This window comes from Georhizobium profundi (assembly GCF_003952725.1).
Classification (GTDB): Bacteria; Pseudomonadota; Alphaproteobacteria; order Rhizobiales; family Rhizobiaceae; genus Georhizobium; species Georhizobium profundi.
In genome coordinates this window covers 2,593,676-2,610,882 of the sequence record NZ_CP032509.1, presented here as the reverse complement: position 1 = coordinate 2,610,882, position 17,207 = coordinate 2,593,676, and the positions used below count along the sequence as shown (strand labels likewise).

The following is a 17,207-nucleotide window of genomic DNA, read 5'->3' as shown; positions in this document are numbered from 1 at the left end:
CGTGCCTTCGCCATTGACCGTGCAGGCAATAAGCTCGTCGCGAAGTGGGAGGCCGAGGTAGCCTTGGCACTTGCCGATGATCCGGTTGCGCCTTCGATCATGCCGATCTGCATGTCAGCCTCTCCGCCGCTCTTCGGCCTGCTTCTCGCTGTCGTGATACGCCTTGCTCACCGCGTGCAGATTGTCCTCATCCCAGAACAACCGCTCGTCGCCACGATGAGCCCGCTTGTGGTCGACCACCGGGCTGTTGGGTGCCGGGTGCTTGCCGCTGAGCAGCACGCCTGTTTTCTGGCAGGTGTAGAGATCGCGCTGCAGGATCTTCAGCCGCAGCTTTTGCCAGCGTGCTGTCTTATACCAGGCGCGCCAGCCGATCGTCGCATCACGCTCACGGTGCCGAGCCTGCTCATCGCCGGCGGCATGGCCGATACGTGGAGGCAAAGCCGCAACGCGTGGCTTCACTGCTTTCAGCCTTCCCATCCGCTTCAGCCCTAAGAAAGATGAAAGATCAGAATTTTCGGATGGAACGATTTGCCCCTCAAATCGTAGTGGAAATGCGATCCAACGCTCCAGCAAGAAGAGCGGCCTTTGCAGCTACCGAGATGGCAACGTCCCTTCCTTCTCGGTAGCTGCATTGTCATTTTGGAGAGCGGTCACAAGCCGCCATTGGCACCAATCGCATCTGGATTGGCTGGATCACCAGGCGCTCGGCGAGGAGGCTATCGCCTCACTTGTCAGCGGTCTCGCCGCTGCCCTCAGTCGCTGCACACAGATCGATGGTCGTCCTGGGTCAGATTCGCTAATCGAGTCGCTTGATCAGCGCAAGAGGCATCCATGAGGGGCATGGACGACCGAACACATCGAGCAGCACCAGAGCAGCATCTTTCATCGCACCTGAACCCAGTGCTTCGATGCGCCCGTCAAATGTCCCGAACGGCCCATCGACGACCGTCACCTTGTCGCCCGCCCGAAGCGCGTCTGGATCATGCGACCCACCCTTGTCGAATGCGCCACCCTTGGCCAAGTCTTTGAATCGCTCCAGTTCCTTCATCCGAATCGGCATCGGCGTCTCGCCCGCACCGACGATCCAGATCACGCCCTTGAGGCCGCGCAGACCGGCAAAGCATGCCGCTCCGGGCACCACTTCAACGAATACGAATCCGCCAATCACAGGCGCCTCGATCGGCGGCCTCTTCCGCCCTCGAATGCGTCGGCCTTTCTTGATGCGCATCGGAATCCAGCTGTGGATATCCGCTTTGTCGAGCCGCTCCGCCACGTCCTTCTCATGCCCGTTCTGCACCACAAGCGCATACCAGCGCCGTTCGCCTGGCTGGTGCCGGTTCGCCATCGTGAGGAAACTGGCCTCAATGGAGCGAAGGTTGGCTGTCTTCTGCATTCTGCGCAGCGCCGCTTCGGCATCGGCGAACCCGGTTTCAAGCCGCTTCATCATCATCGTCCGCATCCTTCGCCTTCACTGCATTCTCGAATTCCGCCATTGCCGTGTCAGGGTCGTCGCCCGCCGGCATCCAGATCCAGTCCGGCCCGTCCGGCAGCCATGGCCAGCCCCGCCGCTCATGCAGCGCACGCCATGCCTCCCATTCCGCCGAGCCGCTCCGCACCTTTTCGAAGCTCTCACCAAGCGCCAGCGCTGCCGCGTCCACCTGCCATCCGCGCCCCTGCGCAGCAGCGGTATGCATCCGATTAACCAGCGGCCAGCCATGCGTCGCGAGGTGCTGGAGCCGATAGCTCTCGCCCTCGTCGCCGCCTCGCTCGATCATGGTCTGGATGAACAGCGACGGCCTCGGCAGTGGCCCATGCGGCTTCAGAAGATTGATGAAGCGAAACGCGCCCCATGCCTTGCCGAAGGGCGCCGCCTGGTCGTTCGGCGCATGCCCCTTCGCCGCCAGCGCCGCCTTCTCCGCGCGCTCCAGGATCTTCGGATCCAGCCCGTTCCAGAGCTTGTCGCGCAGGTAGTTCGCGATCGGGATCGGCTGTTTCTTCCTCCGCTCCACGTCCCGCAAATAGGCGTCGCGCCACCGCTCGGCTTCCAGACGCTCGTCGACCGTCAGCTTGGCGAACTGCCGTGCCACATGGCCGGGCGATGAGGTGTCCCAGTTCTTCCACGGTCCGGCGTCGAAGCCACGACCGTTGCAGAGCCGCATGACGCGCTTCTCGAAATCGGCCGTTCCCGGTCGATCGCCCGCTTTCGGCTCATCGGCTTTCGGGCTGTCGACCTGGACGGCCTCGCCTTCGTCCTGCCCTTCCAGATCGGAATCGATCCCGCGCTCGCGCGCCTCTCTCTCTGAGGGGTCTTTGGAGGGGTAAGGAGGGGTTGGGTGACAATGGGAGTCACCCTTATCTGTCGCCGGTGTCACCCTTGGCGTGTCGCCCATGTCACCCTTAGGCGCATCATCGTCATCCGCTAAGGGTGACACCATGTCACCCTTATTTGCGGGCGTCTGCGCCGAAACCGCATTCCATCCGTCCGCCTCGATTCGCCGCAGCACAGCCAGGTCCATGGCATATTCACGGGTCGATTTCGGGCCGCAGCCGCCGGCGCGCACGATCGCCAGCAGGCCGATATCGACCATCGTGGAGAGCTCGCGCTGCACCTGCCGCGTGGAGCACTGCGCCGCGCGCGCGATCGTCGCGACCGCCGGGAAGATCCGGCTGCCGTCGTCGTCGCAGGCGTCGATCAGCTTGAGCAGGATCAGCTTGCGGCACGGCGTCCCCATGTCGCAGCCAAAGCCGAGCCCGAGGAGGCGCGCACTCACAACGCCACCCCGCTTTTTTCCACCGCCAAGTGCCCGCAGTTTGCCGCGACGAGCACGGCGGCCACGGGGGGCGGCACGCTGTTGCCGCAACAGGAACCCTGCACGGTCGCCGAGATAGCCGATCCATCGAGCCGACGATCGATGATGTAGCTGTCGGGAAAGCCCTGCGCCCGGAAGCGCTCGCGTGGCGTCAGCATGCGCATGCCGATGTCGACGACGGCATAGGTCTGCCCGTCGATGTCGAGCGTCACGAGCCCATGGCGCGGCTTCGTCGTCACGGTATGCACCGGCTCGTCTAGCGACTGATTGGGCAGCGCCTCGCCATAGTATTTCGTCAGGAAGCCGGAAATCAGCGCAGCATGATTGCCGCCGGCCGTCGCAGTCGGTGCGGGCCGTTCGATGCTCTGATCGCGCCTTGCACTACCGCGCATGTTCAAAAGATGCGCCGCGACGACGGCCTGCTGCGCACCGGCCTGCGTGATGGTCGCGATCGGCTCGTCGGCCGCGCGGCCCGGGTTCACCCCGCCAATGCGCCGGCTGTCATTGTTGTGCTGCGCGAGGAATGCTGCAACCACCGCCGCTTTGCCTCCGCCGCCTGCCGTGATCGTGCCGACAGGCTCACTGGCCTCGGTGCCGATCGAGGCACCGAATTGGCGCGACAGATGTACCGCCGCCAGCACGCCTTCATTCCCGCCGGGCACCACGGTCGCCGCCGGTTCCTCGACCGATCGGACGCGCGGCGCCTGCCCTTCCCGCTCCTGGTAGCGCGGCACCAGGTACGGCGCGACGAGGCCGATCGGCGCCGCCCCGCCGGGCCGCTTCACATAGCTGTTGGCGGTCACCGTCGGCAGCGGCTCGTCGAGAAGCGCGCCCGTCGATCCGGTCTGGAACTTCGTCAGGTGCGCCGCAACGATCGCGTTCTGATCTTTCGGGCTGGCCGTGATGGTGTGCAGCGGCGCATCGGCCGCGCGGTTCGATCCGCCATGCTGCCCAGCCGTGACGACGGGCACCACGAGCCCCCAGGCGTCACGGGCAGCAGCAACCGTGTGCGCCGGCTCGTCGAGGCCCTGCCCCCGGAAATGGTCGCCTCCATGGTTCGCAACCACGATGAAGGGCCGCTTTGCCTCAAGCACGTAGCGCATCACGCCGCGCGCAATCCGGCGCATCGTGTTGTCCGCCAGCGGCCGCACGGCCCGCACCCCGTGCTTCGCCATGATCTCGTCGGCAGTGTCGAAGATCGAAGGGCATGGCAGAGACCAGTCGATGATCTCCGCAGCGGTGCGCCATGGCTTCAGCTTGCCGGTCTTGATCAGCCTCGCGTCATCCGGCTTCTTCGGATCTCCATGCGTTCGCTTCGGCCAAACGATCGGCCGGCCGTCCCGCCGCGCGATCAGGAAGAACCGCTTGCGGATCGTCGGTGCGCCGTAGTCGCAAGCGCGAAGCTCGCGCCACTGCACTCTGTATCCGGCTTTCTTCAGCCGCTTCATCCATTGCTCGAAGATCAGGCCGCGCAGCTCGGGAATCGGCTTGCCGTCATTGCAGAGTGGCCCCCAGGTGCGGAACTCCTCGACATTCTCTAGAATGATGACGTCCGGCTTCGCCTCCTCCGCCCAGCGCACGACGATCCACGCCAGATCGCGGATGTTGCGATCCATCGGCTTGCCGCCCTTGGCCTTCGAGAAGTGCTTGCAGTCCGGCGAGGCCCAGAAGAGTCCCACATGCCGCCCCTTCGTCACTTCCAGTGGCGAGACGTCCCAGATGTTGCTGTCGAGATGCAGCGTGTCCGGATGGTTGACCGCATGCATGGAAAGCGCGTCGGCCGAGTGGTTGATCGCCACATCCGGCGAGCGACCGAGCGCCATCTCGATACCCGTCGAGGCACCGCCGCCGCCGGCGAAACTGTCGATGATCATTGGCTGCATGAAACTGCGCCCCCTGTCGTCGCGGGTCGGTCCCGCTTGTCCCGCACCGAGGCGAGCGAGAGCCGCGCGCCGAGAAGTGCCCTATCCGTTGAAAAGCCGAGCTCGCCGTATTCGCTGCGCGTACGCCGAAGCGCGGAGATCTCGATTGCGAGCCAGTCGAGCCCGGGCTGGAACTTCAGCCGCGTGAGCTCCTCGCGGATCTGCAGCTCGCGCTTAAGCAGGATCTCCAGCGGCATCCGCAGCAGCATGTCCGCGCGTGCCCCATCGTCAGTCGCGTCGCGCAGGCCTTCGATGATCGGCAGCAGGTCATCCATCGGAACTGCCCTCGCCTGCCTCGAAGCCCCAGAACGACCAGCTGCCATTGCGGCGCACGTCGTCCGGCGCGAGTGATGCCTCGCGCTGGAAAAGCTCCAGCTTGCGCATGTCGGGATAGAGCCGCTCGATCATCTCCGCGAAAAAGCTCGGCTTGGTGGAGTGCCCACCCTTCTTTTCTGCATGGACCGAAGGCGCTTGCGTTCCCGGCAGGGGCGCTGGGAAGTCGCCGCGCTTGCCGATCAACAGCAGCTCGTGCCGGTCCCGCACCCATCGCCCCATCCCGATGTCGATTTTGTCCCAGATCAGGCAGGTGACGAAGTCGAAGCCCCATGCGCGCAGAACGTCGATCCCGTCATCGGTTCGGTTCGCCGTTACCCAGAGAAAGCACACCGCATCGCGCGTCGCCGGCGAGGTCTTTCCGGCGCAGAGCTCCTTGATCGCGTCGAGATCCATGGCCGGGTACATCAGCCCCCGGTCCTGCCCGGTCTCATCCGACCAGGCTTCTTGTGCCCAAGGCGGGTCCGCATAGAGAATCGGATAGGCGGCGACCGGCATCGTGCCGGCCTCCACGGTTCCACGCGCCGCGATTTCGTTGATGAGATCGGTACGAACCCGCCGCCCGTGCTCACGCTGGCGATCGCGGATCGATTTGGCGGTTGCCATCAGCTCGCGCGCGTTGTCCGGTTCCGGCAGGAAGGCCGTGCGGATCGGCTTGCGCGCCGGCTGCACGACGCCGTCCCGCCCCTCGACTTCCTCATGGTGGGGAATTTCCCCACCAGCGACGAGGCTCTTGCGCACCTTCGCAACGGTCTTGTGATCGACCGCCAGCATCTGCGCGATCGCGCGCGACGATATCGAAGGCGTGTCCCGCAGCTGGTCGGCGATCAGATCGCGCTTCTGGGCTGCCGTCAGGTGCCGCCGCGAAACGTTTAGCTCGCGCGCCAGCGTCCGCTTCTCCTCTTCCGCCAATCCCTTGCGCACGAAGCGGGGCCAATCGACGAGGCCGAGGCTCTCGCAGATCGCGACGCGATTGTGCCCGTCGAGGATGTTGCCATCCTCGTCATATTCCACCGGTACGAGCACGCCATGCGCGACGATCGAGGCTTCGAGCGCGGCGCGGTCATCGTCGGAAAGTGGCGGGAGGAGCTGATACTTCATCAGCCGTGCTCCGGCATCATGCCGAGCGCGACGAGATAGGTGTCGAGGATCGCCTCTTGCTCCGCCCGCTCGTCTGGATCGAGCTTGCGCAGCGCGATCACCCGCCGCAGCGCCTTGGTGTCGAACCCGCAGCCCTTCGCCTCCGAATAGACGCCCTTGATGTCGTCGGCGATCGCCTTCTTTTCTTCTTCGAGCCGCTCGATCCGTTCGACAAACGCGCGCAGCTGGTCGCGCGCCACGCCGTTCGTGTAAGGCGATGGCGCCTCCGGCTTACCGTCCTTCACCGTGTCTAAAGCTTCCTTGAGCTGCGACAGCGTTGCTGTTGGCGTCTCGGTGCCGTCAGGCAACGTCATTGTCACGGTCATCTCGGAATCATCGGCAGCAGCCGCCGCCTTGCCGCGCTTGACCTTGGCCGACTTAGAAGCGCCTTTCGGATTGCGCGGGCTGAAGGGATCGTAATTGGCCATTACACCTCGCCCCGCCGATAATCGCGCCAGGTGTCCAGGATGCGCACCACGGTCGCTTCCGGAACGCCCAGCTTCTGGGCAATCTCCGCCGTGTTCCATTTCGCGCGCGCATGGAGCAGCAGGCAGGCGCCGACGATTGCGTCTAGATCCGCATCGGTGTGAATGGCGCCCTTCTCGCGCGCGCAGACCGCCGCGAACGCCATGTCGAAGAGCAGCCCGCACCAGGCGGAGGTCGAGTAGCCGCGCGCCTGTGCCTGGGCATCCAGCAGAGCCTTTGCCCGCGCCGTCACGCTCACCTGCACGCCGACCATCTTCTGAAAGGGCGCCGCCATCGTCAGACCCCAGCCTGTCCGTCGCGCGCACGGGCGCGAGCGGCATGGTGAGCGCAGTAGCGACGGTTTAGCTTCAGTTCGCCGGCGTCGCGGTCCGCAACTGGCAGGCCGCAGAACCGGTGTTCATCGGCAGCCACCTGATGCCCGCTCACCGGGAAGTGGCAGGCGAAGCCTCCGAGCTGCGCAAGGCTGATGTCCTCCGCCAAACGTTCGGCATCCAGGCCGGCTGCCGATGCTTTGATGGTTGGCGCCAGATCATCCTTGAGCTTGACCGCCTTCGGACCGCGCGGCGTTTCGGGCGCCTCTCGCTTGCCGAGCTGGATACGGGTGCCAGGTCCGCCATGGCCGCCAGGCTCGCGCGGCGAAGGCACGCCCATGCGGTTGAGCTTGCCGATAACGGCATTGCGGCTCACCCCGAGCCGTTGCGCGATGAGCCCGCAGCTCATGCCCTCGCGGCGCAGATCTCTGGCGGTTTCCGCCATGCTGCTGGTCCAATCAACCATTGCTCGCCCAGCCTCGGATGAAGAGGCCGCCCGGCAACCGGTCGGCGACAGGATTGACCGCGCAGAAGCCAATCGCCTGATGGAGCACATCGACATGCCGGCGAAGCGGCGATCGCCGAGGCGAACCGGCCTCGACATCCACGCGTGCAGCCTTATCGGGATCCCGGGCCGCAAGTTTGCGGCTTCGATAGAGCCCCGGCCGCAGCCGGTTAATCCGCGCGGCGGTCATCGGTCGTCACCCACGACGCGCAACACCTTGGCGCGAGAGAGAACCGTGCGGAGATCCGCGATGCTCTTCTCCATCGACGAGGCGGCGCGGTCCATTTCGGTCGCTTCGGCCGGCGTCAGCTTGCCGTCGGCCAAAGCCCGGGCGCCGACCTGCATTAGCTCCCCTGCCCGCGAAATCGTTTCGGCGTGGGCGGTCAGCGCGCATGAGCTTGCGCCGCCGGCGTCCAGCTCGTCGGGGTCGGCCAGCCGGCGCCCGCCGATGCCTGCGAGCACCGACGTGATCAGCGGCTGCCCGCATTCCGCTTCGAGCATCAGCAGCGCCGGGATCGTCACGAGGTCCGGATCGCCGGCGTTGTTCCAGCGGCCGACCTGGCTGCGCGACACCGATGTCACCTCGGCAGCGCGGTCGATCCCGCCGCAGCGCTTGATCAGGTCGCGCTGCGCCGCCTTCAGCCGGTGAAACCAGGCATCGGAAAACGGCGCTTTCGTCAGTTCGCTCATGATGTGCCCTCGTCTAGGCACACGAAATCCCGCGCCGGGATTATCCGGCGTGAAATCCCGTGGTGGGATTGTTCGGCAAATGGTGAATTCAGCTCACGCGAACGCCATCAGGGACCGCGCAACGAAGGGGGTGCAGATGCAGACGCAAAGCTGGTTGCAGCGGCCGGATTCGAACCGACGATCTTCTGGGTATGAACCAGATGGGATGACCACTTCCCCACGCTGCGGAAACGAAGAAGGTTCATTCGGCAGCCTCCTTGGGTGGCTCGAAGAAAATCGAGTCATCCCACGCAAGACCGCGAGAGCGGATCTCTTGCCTGATACGGGCCAAATGTCGGAGATCGGGATACAACTCGCCACGCTCCCAGCGGCTGACCGTCGCCTGCTTGGTGCCGGTCAATTCCGCAAGCGCAGCCTGTGTCAGGTTGAGCACAGACGTCCGAACATGGAGAATCGGGTTGATCATGCCGACACGTATATACGCATAGGTATCAAACAGGCAAGCTTTTTATACCTACGCGTATTTTACTGCGCATTCGGCCAGATTTAGCGATTTCCTATGGATCACAAATCGCTCCTCCGCGCCCTGCTTAACAAGGGCTACAGCCAGGCCCGCATGGCTCAAGAACTGGACGTCAAGCAGCCGACGATCTCGCGCTGGCTGACTAAGGATGTCAAAATCGAGCACGAAAACCGTCTTCGCATCGAAGAACTCGCACGCGAAAACGACCTCATCCAGATGGACAACGAGCATTCTGCGCCCGGCATTTCCGCTGGTCATAACGAAATCCCGGAGATCAACGTCACGGGAGGCCTCGGAGGCGGCGGCCTCACCATGGTCGAGGCAGTCGCCAACAAAGGCGGCATGATCTTTTCCAAGGAAGCCATCAGAGACACATGGAAACTGCCGGAGTGGCTGCTTAGCCGGTTTAATGCGCGCTCTCGTGATCTTGCTGCATTCCCCGTCCAAGGCGATTCCATGGCTCCAACCCTGGATGATGGCGACGTCATATTCGTCGACTTGAGACACCTCGTTCCGTCGCCTCCGGGTATTTATGCGATGGCCGACGAGTTTGGCGGTGTCATCGTAAAGCGCCTCGAAGTTGTTTCACGTCCTGGAGACGATGACATCGAGATCTCCATCATCTCCGACAACCAGAAACATGCTCGTCGCAATCTCATGCTGAGCGAAATCCAGATCATCGGCAGGTACGTGGGCAAGTTCACAACCTGATCTAAAAATATTCCTATACGCATAGGTATTGACAGTTATACGCATGCGTATATGCTCTGGCCGTTCCCTCCCTGCGGAACGGCCGCGCGGCCCCTCGCTCTCCTCCCAAGGTAAGCCGCGCGGTCTCCTCTTTTCAGGAGACTGCGATGATCCGCAATCAGTACCGCCCAGCTGCACAGCCGCAGGGCCGAACTCCTCGCCAATCCTGCGCACCAAGCTGCTTGACGGGCATGCGCGAACGCCTCATCGATCGCATGGCCGACGATATGCGGGTCTTCGCCGGTTCCGGTGTCAGCGTCACCGTTGAACTGCTCGCCGGCCGCACCGGCGCTTCGCCGGCCCTCATCGCCCGCCTGGCACCCGTTGCCGCCAAGCGCGCCCGCCGCGCGTCCGTGCGGAGTGTCGTGCGATGAAGGCGCGCTTCCCCAGCACAAGCTTTTCACTGGTCGACGCCTGCCTCGGCGACATCGAGCATCCGGTTCGCCGCCCGGCCAACGACGAGACGCTTCCGCCCATGGTCGTTCCGACCGAAGAGGGCAAGCAGCTGGCCGCGATGCAGACCAAGAGCATCACCGATGCTGTCCTCGTCACGATCCTTGCCGGCGCCATCTTCGCGATCGGCTTCGCGATGGGGCAGCTCACGCAGCAGACAATCATGGACGCGCGCGCCTACGAGGTGGAGCGCCGCGTCTGATGCAGCCTTCCGAAGACGCCAAGCGATTGAGAGCGATCGAAGCCCGCATGGGCGACGGCTGCACTCTCACGCTTGTCGTCGAGAAGGACCGCAGCCTCGCATTGGAAGGCGTGGAGCCGGCGACCCGCGAGAGCGGCCGCATCGCCGTCCTGGATCGTCACGTCGGCCACGGCCTTGCCGAATTCCTTGCCCGTGCACATGATGACATCTGGTTTCTCGTCGGCCTCGTCAGGCGGGCCGCCGACCGCATCAAGCGGCTCGAGCGGGAGATTGGCTGGTATCGCAACACGCTTGAATTGGCAGGCCAACCTTCGGCCCCGCCGGCGGACCTTCACGCGCATCGCGATGCCAGCCAGATCTCGCACGGGGCACCCGAGGCGCGGCCAGACGACAACCGGCACCGAAACTACGCTGCCGAGGCCTCCATGAAGTGCGACGAGGCCGCCTTCCAGCAATTCCTGTCCGAACTGATGGAAAAACCCTGTCCCAACGCCGGCGCCGCCGCCGACATGCTGCGGTGGGCGCTTTCAATCACCAGCCGCAAACACCTCAATTCCGACGAAGCCGCAGCCGCCCGCTGGCGAGAACTGCGCGCCCGGTTCGAAGCGTGGAGAAAGCAGTGACAGACGAGCCGACAGGCAAGGTTCTACCTTTCCCCGAGAGCCAAGACCCATTCCTGCGCTGCCTAGGCGCGGGCCGTCTAGAGGACAATGAACGCGCGCTGTTCTTCATCTTCGATCGCGCCCCGACCGACGACGATCTGCGCTTCCTGCACGACGTCATGCGCCGCGCCGCCCTCATCAGAAAACCCGGAGAGCCTCATGGCTGACAAAACCGCCATCGAATGGACTGACGCCACCTGGAACCCGATCACCGGCTGTTCCGTCGTCTCGCCCGGCTGCACCAATTGCTACGCCATGCGCCTCGCCGGCACCCGCCTGCGCAACCATCCCTCGCGCGCCGGCCTTACGATCGACAGCAAGGCCGGGCCAGTCTGGAACGGTGAGCTGCGGTTCAACAAGAGCGCACTCCGTCAGCCACTGAGCTGGAAACAGCCGCGCAGGATCTTCGTCTGCGCCCATGGCGATCTCTTCCACGAGAGCGTGCCAGACGAGTGGATCGACCAGATCTTCGCCGTCATGGCGCTTGCCCCGCAGCACACGTTCCAGGTGCTGACCAAGCGCGCCGACCGGATGCGGGCATACTTCACCGCATTGCCAGCAAGGGCGGGCGATGTCGCTAGGTGGGGCACTTGGCATTGGGGCGCGAACGATCCCGACTCGTTGTTCGACCAAATCATCGACACAGTGCAGCATGCCCTGCCCAACGTCTGGCTCGGCGTGAGCGTCGAGGATCAGAAGCGCGCCGATGAGCGCATCCCGGATCTTCTCGCCACGCCCGCTGCTATCCGCTGGATCTCCGCCGAGCCGCTGCTTGGACCTCTTGATCTGCGCCGGATCCGATACGACCAGAACAAGGTCAGCTATTGTGTCGACGCTCTCAACAATCTGGGCTTTCGGTCTGCCACTTGGTGGAGAGAACCCGATGTCGAACCGGTCGATCAGCCGCGCCGGACCATCGACTGGGTCGTCGCCGGCGGCGAAAGCGGTTCGTCGGCACGACCAATGCATCCCGTCTGGGTTCGTTCAATCCGCGACCAGTGCGCCGAGGCCAATGTGCCATTCTTGTTCAAGCAGTGGGGCGAGTGGGCCGCCGTCAGTCAGATGTCGGAAGATCAGATCGAAGGCTGCTATCCGCCGCGGAGCGAGCGGCATCCGGAAGCGACTCGTCAGTCGCTCGTGGAAACGCATGTGCTGCACGGGGACGGCAGTCGACACGGCATCGTCGATCGCAACGCGTTTCTGCATGGCACCGAACCTATGAAGATGTTCAAGCTCGGCAAGAAGCGCGCCGGCCGGGAGCTGGACGGCGACATCTACGACGCCTTTCCGGCTCTTCGCGAGGTGCCGGCGCTATGACTAAACCCGTTCGCCTGCAGCTGTCCCGGCGCAAGGGCTTCGATCTCCACGCCCATTCGAGATCCGTCAACGGTTTGGAATGCGTGTCCGTCGCCCGGCCGGGGCCATGGGGAAATCCGTTCGTCGTCGGCTTGCACGGCACGGCCGCCGAATGCGTCGATTACTATCGAGCGCTCCTCGCCGGCCTGATGCGCGTCAGCAAAGATCCTGACATGGCGACGCTGAAAGCAGTCCGCGACCAGATCAATCATCACGGCCTGGAACTCAAGGGCAAGAACCTCGCGTGCTGGTGCCGGGCCGGTGCGCCCTGCCATGCCGACGTTCTGCTGCATCTCGTCAACGAGGTGGCGGCATGAGCATCGCCCGCCACGACCAGCGAATGCAAATCAACTGCGATGCCTGCCCCGCCGCCTATCCCAACACCTACGCCGAGGAAGACTTCCGCGTAATGGTCGCCGATGCCAAGGCGGCCGGGTGGATCGTCCGCAAGATCCCGGCCGCAGGAGCTGCCGGCCACGATCGCGACACCAGCGACCTTTTCGGGAAACCACCACGCATCGCCGGCGGCGCGAAGGCCCAGTCCTACACCCACACCTGCCCTTCATGCGCCAGCGCCGATCGGCGCGGCTCTCTAATCTGAGGCCAACCGATCATGCGGAATGCGGTCCATGCCCATAAACCCCGCCGGCGCAAGCCGGTCACGGCGGAGCGTGTCGAGAAAGCCCTCGACACGCTGGCATGGATCATGTCGAAATCTGGCCCCGACGCCCATCTTGCCGTGCCGCTGTGGAAGCGACTTGAGAGCGAGCTTGGACGCCTCAAGGAAGAAGAGGCCGTCATCGCCGCAGCGACGTCGAGGCTGAAGACACGTCGCGGCCACAGCCAAGCCGCATCGTGATTAACTATGGGTTTCCGATCCAATAGACATTGGTCGAAAAAATCGTACCTTCAACTTATGGGGGAACAGCCTGCACATCTGAGATTGAAGCTCGACACTGCGGAGCCCGTCGAACTGGCGGATTTCGTCGGCGCTTTCACGTCTATCGCCAACGAATTCGAGCGTTTTGTCAAAGACGAATATCCCGGAGCAAAAGCCGACCCGCGGATTTATGTTCGAGAAGTCCGAAGCGGATGCATCGAGGCAGATCTGATCACAGGCCTCATGTTGACGGCGAAAGCCTCCACTGAGCATATGAGCCAGATCCTAATACTTGAGGATTTTGTAAAGCGATGGGGCCGCCGGCTAAAGTCGCTTATCAACAACGATGTCCCTCCCGGCGAGCTCGAAAATTCCGGTGAACTGAAAGATTTTCTCGACGCAACAGAATCGATCGTTTCCGATCCGGTCGGCAGCCATCGGCTCGAGGCCGCCGTCTTCGAGGATAATCAGCGCGGCATCCGTGCATCTTTTGAATTCAGCTCGATAGAGGCGAGATCGGCACAGCAGACGATCGACGATCGACGGAAGATGCTGGCGAAGCCCGACCCGGTCTCCAAGGCCAGAACGCTCATGGTTTACACGCGCACGGATGTGCACGACGCCGCAATCAACAAAAGGTCTGGGGAGCGCGTCATCGTTCGGGATTTTTCACCGAAGGACAAGCCGGTCCTCTACGCCTCAGAAATGGCCGAGCAGGAAATCAGAGCGGTGATCCGCGAGGGAGAGGACAACGCCTATCGCTATGGCTTCGTCGTCGATGTCACAGCCCAAGTTCGCGGCGACGATGTCATCGCATACGCGGTGACAAACTTTCATCACACGATCGAACTCGATTAGACGACGCTCCGAGGAAAAGCGAGCTTAAGCGGCTTCGCGACGGAGGCGGCGATCAGCGCTGCCAAACAGAGCGTGCAAAATCTGGTCAACGCCTAGCGCTGGACCATCTTCCTTTTATGGCCCTTGGCTCTCGCCAATTCTTCCACCAGAGTCTTTTTGAAGGCCTCTGCTGCCTTGGCTGATATGGCTTCTGCAGACTGCTCCAGTTGCCGCTTTTGTACGATCAATGGGAGTTGAGAGTCAGAAGCTTCACGCCTGCCAGTCGAGATGAAACGCTGTTCAGCTGTCGTCATCAGATCCTCCATCCATCTTTGACGTCGCCCCATACTCTGAAAAATACCCGCTCACAAAACGCAAGTTGCGATCAGGGTTGAAATAGTGCTTTCGCTTGATCCAGACAAAACCGTCACCCTTCGATATCACAGCCACGTCGATTGCGCCTCCGACCGTCTCAATATCGCGCGACACTCGTCGCTGGAGAGAGGTAAGGCTCACCAGCGACTCTGCCATGTGCGCAAGCTCATCCTTAGGCAACATCTTCGCCATATCAATAATTGGCTGCGCGTACTGTTCCCAGCGATGTTTCCGACTTTCTTCCATGAACGACTCGACGGCCGAGGCGACGGCCGACTCAAGTGCTTCCTGATTGTCCGCGATCTGTTCTGACGAATGACCAAAAGCCTCAGCGGTCGCAACTGTGTTCTTCAGCAGCAAGCTGTAGATGCTTTCATGAAGCTCGACAGCGTAAGCTGGATCGATACCCTCCATGAAGCGGTAGACCATGTCTGATTGGGCGAATGGCCGGATCATGCCGGTGCTGACGCGCGTCGTATCGTAGTTTGCGCATTTTCGACACTTAAGCTTCCCGCCCAGAATTCCATCGACCTCATAAGCTACAAGTGATGGAAGAAGCTCCTTCTCACCGAAGCCTGCGACCACGAGGCCGGAGTGCGCTGGAGACGGCCGCAGCTTGCGTATAGACAATTCTGCCAACCGATGCGCTGCAGTCCTTAGAGCTGGCTCATTCTCAAATATCTGATCGCCCAGCCATTCGTTGATGGCGTTAGTCGCCGCTTCCTGGATAGACGCCCATTCCTGATCGTTGAGGAAGTCTTCTTCGTCTTCCCACTCTTGGATATGGGTTTGAAGCTCTTCGAGCAGATCCGACATGACGTCTTCGTCGGCGGAACCATACTGTTTCTGATATTCGAACCAGCGGCCCAAAACGCGCCTGACCGTACTGCCGGCCAGCTGTCTCATAAAGGCTCGCTCGTCCTCGACCGAGAAGCTGAAGAACGTGGTCAGGAACTTTAAGAGGTCGTCGGCCCAGTCGAATACGGTATCGAATTTTTTGCGCGGATCCCGCCGTCGATACTCTTTGATGATGGTTTCCCAAGGGAACCCCATGAACTCAGCGTTGCCGTAGATCATCGCCCCCATCGGCTCCGACTTCGACAGAGAAAAGAGTTTATCGACCGTGTCGTACGTCTTTTGCTGACCGCCAACATTCAGCGTGACCTTGCTATCTGCAGCCAGTGCAATAGCCGTCTTGTTCATGATCGCGATCTCTGCGGTCATAAGCTGCCCTCCCAAGCAGATTGAGTAGATCAGAGTCGGACACCGCCAGCAATCCGACGGATGTCACACGACGCTTTCGTTGAACGGCAGGACGATCTTCAGTAGCTCATCGCGCCGCCATTCCAGCGATCCGCCGGCGCCATAGCGCGGTCGATCAATCGTGTGCCCCATCAGCAGCCGTCGCAGCTCCTCATCGAGGCCGCCTTCCTTCATCCGATCCTCAAAGGAGTGCCGGAAGGAATAGATCTTGTGTTGGCTCGTCGGAAACAGCTTGTGCGCCTTGAAGAATTTGTTGAGCGCGGCCGACAACTCGTTTTCCCGGTTGCGGTAGCGCGGAAAGCCCTCTTTGTGCCGCTTGAAGACCGCCAGCGCGACGCCGACCAGCGGCACCAGGCGCTCCGACGAGGCCGTCTTGATCTCGCGCGGATCGTCCGGATCGTCACGCGGCTCGATCGCCAGATGTGGCACCTTGTGCGAGAGCCGGATCGATGTCGGCTGCAGATTGGCGATCTCGCTCGGACGGGCGCCGGTTTCGATCAGCGCCAGGACAATGCCGCGAGCTTCCTCGTTGAGACCGGCAAGCGCACCGGGTTCCAGGATCTTCTTTGTCAGCCATTCGCGCGGGAACGGCGGCCTGGAGCGTTTCTTGCGCATCGAGAAGCTCAGGCGAGCGAACGGGTTTGTTCTCTCCGGCTCGCCCACATGACTGAAATAGGCGTCATAGAGCACGCGCATGTTGCCGATATCGCGATTGCCGGATGATGCCGAGTGAGTCGCCCGGCCGGCCTTTGGCGCGATCCGTTCCAGCCAGCGACGGTAGAGCCGCATGGCGTCGTCGCGGGTGATCTCGATCATCGCCTTGTCGCCGACGAGCTGGATGAAGTTGTTGATTGCCCGCTGCTTGACCTTCTTCCACTGAGCCTTCTGGTTAGCCGACTTGTTGACCAGCTCGTCGGGGATGATTTCCTCGCAATAGATCCGAAAAGCCTCAGAGACGGTCACCGGCGGCGTTTCGACCAGCCCGACGAGCGCACGTGCCGTTGGAACCGGCGTGCGCTCAGGCGTCACGCTCTCGATCCGCGCGAGAACGTCGTCGAGAAACTCAGACTGGGCAAGCGTGTGCGCGGGCCGATAGGTAAAGCCAAGCGCTTCTACGCGGCGCATAGCCGCCTGGTAGCGCGCCCGGGCCGGATCGATCGGACGATCGAGAAGCAAGGAAGCCCATAGCTGATCGTCGGCCTCCTCCAGGAGATCCCGCTTGGCGCGAGCCACGGCCAGATCATCCGTCTTGAGAGACATACGAATGAGCGGCGCCCGCTCGTCGAGATCCGCAAGCGTTAACGGCACCCGCCGCTTGTAATGAAATTTTCCCGCTCGCTTCAGAAGGAAGCGATCCACGCCTTTTGCGTTGCCGTTGCGGCCCATAAATCCTGCCCTGCAGGCCGCTGGAGGCCCGTTATGTAGCACAATCTGTGGCACAAAAAGGTGCGCATCCTCAAGCGGTGCGTCAGGACAAAATAAAAAGCGCTGTAAAAACAGCGCTTTAGATCATTTTCTCTAAGGAAAATTGGTGCGGTCGAGAAGACTCGAACTTCCACGGGTTGCCCCACAGCGACCTCAACGCTGCGCGTCTACCAATTCCGCCACGACCGCACGTGGTAGAAGCCGTTCTTGCCGGCGCCGGTCATCTAGCAAATCGATTTGGTGCGCACAAGCGCGAACGGTGAGAAAAACCGCTTGTCCCGAGA

General features: G+C 62.4%; 25 protein-coding genes and 2 tRNA genes. 10 read left to right on the top strand and 17 right to left on the bottom strand.

Features of this window, described 5'->3' with window-relative positions; all coding sequences use genetic code 11:
* Positions 1–114: 114 nt before the first annotated feature.
* The 13 genes from D5400_RS12475 to D5400_RS12420 all read right to left on the bottom strand — a co-directional run bounded on the left by D5400_RS12475 (position 115) and on the right by D5400_RS12420 (position 8,663).
* Positions 115–573 (bottom strand): HNH endonuclease, encoded by a 459-nt coding sequence (locus D5400_RS12475; protein WP_245451285.1) that lies wholly within the window; start codon positions 571–573, stop codon positions 115–117.
* A gap of 223 nt (positions 574–796) precedes the next feature.
* Positions 797–1,450, bottom strand: coding sequence for a transcription termination/antitermination protein NusG (gene nusG / locus D5400_RS12470; RefSeq protein WP_164527879.1), 654 nt, complete (start codon positions 1,448–1,450; stop codon positions 797–799).
* On the bottom strand, positions 1,431–2,771 hold the full coding sequence (locus D5400_RS12465; protein WP_126010311.1) for a helix-turn-helix domain-containing protein: 1,341 nt from the start codon (positions 2,769–2,771) through the stop codon (positions 1,431–1,433). Before D5400_RS12465 ends, nusG begins: the two co-directional genes overlap by 20 nt.
* Positions 2,768–4,693 (bottom strand): DNA cytosine methyltransferase, encoded by a 1,926-nt coding sequence (locus D5400_RS12460; RefSeq protein ID WP_126010310.1) that lies wholly within the window; start codon positions 4,691–4,693, stop codon positions 2,768–2,770. Before D5400_RS12460 ends, D5400_RS12465 begins: the two co-directional genes overlap by 4 nt.
* On the bottom strand, positions 4,681–5,007 hold the full coding sequence (locus D5400_RS12455) for a hypothetical protein (RefSeq protein WP_126010309.1): 327 nt from the start codon (positions 5,005–5,007) through the stop codon (positions 4,681–4,683). The genes D5400_RS12460 and D5400_RS12455 overlap by 13 nt, the downstream gene beginning before the upstream one ends.
* Positions 5,000–6,166, bottom strand: a complete 1,167-nt coding sequence (locus D5400_RS12450) for an MT-A70 family methyltransferase (RefSeq protein WP_126010308.1) — start codon at positions 6,164–6,166, stop codon at positions 5,000–5,002. Before D5400_RS12450 ends, D5400_RS12455 begins: the two co-directional genes overlap by 8 nt.
* Entirely contained in the window at positions 6,166–6,450 is a 285-nt protein-coding gene (locus D5400_RS12445; protein WP_245451551.1) for a DUF2312 domain-containing protein, read from the bottom strand. Before D5400_RS12445 ends, D5400_RS12450 begins: the two co-directional genes overlap by 1 nt.
* Before the next feature lie 182 nt (positions 6,451–6,632).
* Entirely contained in the window at positions 6,633–6,965 is a 333-nt protein-coding gene (locus D5400_RS12440) for a helix-turn-helix domain-containing protein (protein WP_126010307.1), read from the bottom strand.
* 2 nt (positions 6,966–6,967) lie between these two features.
* The gene (locus tag D5400_RS12435) at positions 6,968–7,468 is read right to left on the bottom strand and encodes a GcrA family cell cycle regulator (protein ID WP_164527878.1); all 501 of its coding nucleotides are present in this window, start codon (positions 7,466–7,468) and stop codon (positions 6,968–6,970) included.
* On the bottom strand, positions 7,461–7,697 hold the full coding sequence (locus D5400_RS21165) for a hypothetical protein (protein WP_164527877.1): 237 nt from the start codon (positions 7,695–7,697) through the stop codon (positions 7,461–7,463). Before D5400_RS21165 ends, D5400_RS12435 begins: the two co-directional genes overlap by 8 nt.
* Positions 7,694–8,197: a hypothetical protein gene (locus tag D5400_RS12430; RefSeq protein ID WP_126010305.1), complete on the bottom strand. Its 504-nt coding sequence runs from the start codon at positions 8,195–8,197 to the stop codon at positions 7,694–7,696. Before D5400_RS12430 ends, D5400_RS21165 begins: the two co-directional genes overlap by 4 nt.
* Before the next feature lie 151 nt (positions 8,198–8,348).
* Positions 8,349–8,424, bottom strand: a tRNA-Met gene (locus tag D5400_RS12425).
* 14 nt (positions 8,425–8,438) lie between these two features.
* Positions 8,439–8,663 (bottom strand): helix-turn-helix domain-containing protein, encoded by a 225-nt coding sequence (locus D5400_RS12420; protein ID WP_126010304.1) that lies wholly within the window; start codon positions 8,661–8,663, stop codon positions 8,439–8,441.
* A 93-nt stretch (positions 8,664–8,756) separates the two neighbouring features.
* Here D5400_RS12420 and D5400_RS12415 point away from each other — a divergent pair, with 93 nt between their 5' ends.
* From D5400_RS12415 to D5400_RS12370, 10 genes are all read left to right on the top strand, one after another.
* Entirely contained in the window at positions 8,757–9,431 is a 675-nt protein-coding gene (locus D5400_RS12415; RefSeq protein ID WP_126010303.1) for a S24 family peptidase, read from the top strand.
* Positions 9,432–9,577: 146 nt separating this feature from the next.
* Complete coding sequence (locus tag D5400_RS12410) at positions 9,578–9,844, top strand: hypothetical protein (RefSeq protein ID WP_126010302.1); 267 nt, start codon at positions 9,578–9,580, stop codon at positions 9,842–9,844.
* Positions 9,841–10,125: a hypothetical protein gene (locus D5400_RS12405; RefSeq protein ID WP_126010301.1), complete on the top strand. Its 285-nt coding sequence runs from the start codon at positions 9,841–9,843 to the stop codon at positions 10,123–10,125. Before D5400_RS12410 ends, D5400_RS12405 begins: the two co-directional genes overlap by 4 nt.
* Positions 10,125–10,748 (top strand): hypothetical protein, encoded by a 624-nt coding sequence (locus tag D5400_RS12400; RefSeq protein ID WP_126010300.1) that lies wholly within the window; start codon positions 10,125–10,127, stop codon positions 10,746–10,748. Before D5400_RS12405 ends, D5400_RS12400 begins: the two co-directional genes overlap by 1 nt.
* Positions 10,745–10,954: a hypothetical protein gene (locus D5400_RS12395; protein WP_126010299.1), complete on the top strand. Its 210-nt coding sequence runs from the start codon at positions 10,745–10,747 to the stop codon at positions 10,952–10,954. Before D5400_RS12400 ends, D5400_RS12395 begins: the two co-directional genes overlap by 4 nt.
* Positions 10,947–12,104: a DUF5131 family protein gene (locus tag D5400_RS12390; protein WP_126010298.1), complete on the top strand. Its 1,158-nt coding sequence runs from the start codon at positions 10,947–10,949 to the stop codon at positions 12,102–12,104. The genes D5400_RS12395 and D5400_RS12390 overlap by 8 nt, the downstream gene beginning before the upstream one ends.
* A complete protein-coding gene (locus D5400_RS12385) occupies positions 12,101–12,460 on the top strand; it encodes a DUF4326 domain-containing protein (RefSeq protein ID WP_126010297.1) in 360 nt (119 codons plus the stop codon). The genes D5400_RS12390 and D5400_RS12385 overlap by 4 nt, the downstream gene beginning before the upstream one ends.
* Complete coding sequence (locus D5400_RS12380; protein ID WP_126010296.1) at positions 12,457–12,744, top strand: hypothetical protein; 288 nt, start codon at positions 12,457–12,459, stop codon at positions 12,742–12,744. Before D5400_RS12385 ends, D5400_RS12380 begins: the two co-directional genes overlap by 4 nt.
* Positions 12,745–12,756: 12 nt before the next feature.
* Complete coding sequence (locus tag D5400_RS12375) at positions 12,757–13,002, top strand: hypothetical protein (protein ID WP_126010295.1); 246 nt, start codon at positions 12,757–12,759, stop codon at positions 13,000–13,002.
* 84 nt (positions 13,003–13,086) lie between these two features.
* Positions 13,087–13,881, top strand: coding sequence for a hypothetical protein (locus D5400_RS12370; protein WP_245451284.1), 795 nt, complete (start codon positions 13,087–13,089; stop codon positions 13,879–13,881).
* Between the two features lie 92 nt (positions 13,882–13,973).
* On the opposite strand, the gene D5400_RS12365 is transcribed toward D5400_RS12370, so the two are convergent.
* The 4 genes from D5400_RS12365 to D5400_RS12350 all read right to left on the bottom strand — a co-directional run bounded on the left by D5400_RS12365 (position 13,974) and on the right by D5400_RS12350 (position 17,112).
* Positions 13,974–14,174: a hypothetical protein gene (locus tag D5400_RS12365; RefSeq protein ID WP_126010294.1), complete on the bottom strand. Its 201-nt coding sequence runs from the start codon at positions 14,172–14,174 to the stop codon at positions 13,974–13,976.
* Complete coding sequence (locus tag D5400_RS12360) at positions 14,161–15,459, bottom strand: hypothetical protein (RefSeq protein WP_126010293.1); 1,299 nt, start codon at positions 15,457–15,459, stop codon at positions 14,161–14,163. The genes D5400_RS12365 and D5400_RS12360 overlap by 14 nt, the downstream gene beginning before the upstream one ends.
* Positions 15,460–15,522: 63 nt before the next feature.
* Positions 15,523–16,884 carry a DUF6538 domain-containing protein gene (locus D5400_RS12355; RefSeq protein ID WP_126013195.1) on the bottom strand — a complete coding sequence of 454 codons (1,362 nt, stop codon included), beginning with the start codon at positions 16,882–16,884 and terminating at the stop codon, positions 15,523–15,525.
* Between the two features lie 143 nt (positions 16,885–17,027).
* A tRNA-Leu gene (locus tag D5400_RS12350) sits at positions 17,028–17,112 on the bottom strand.
* Positions 17,113–17,207: the final 95 nt, after the last annotated feature.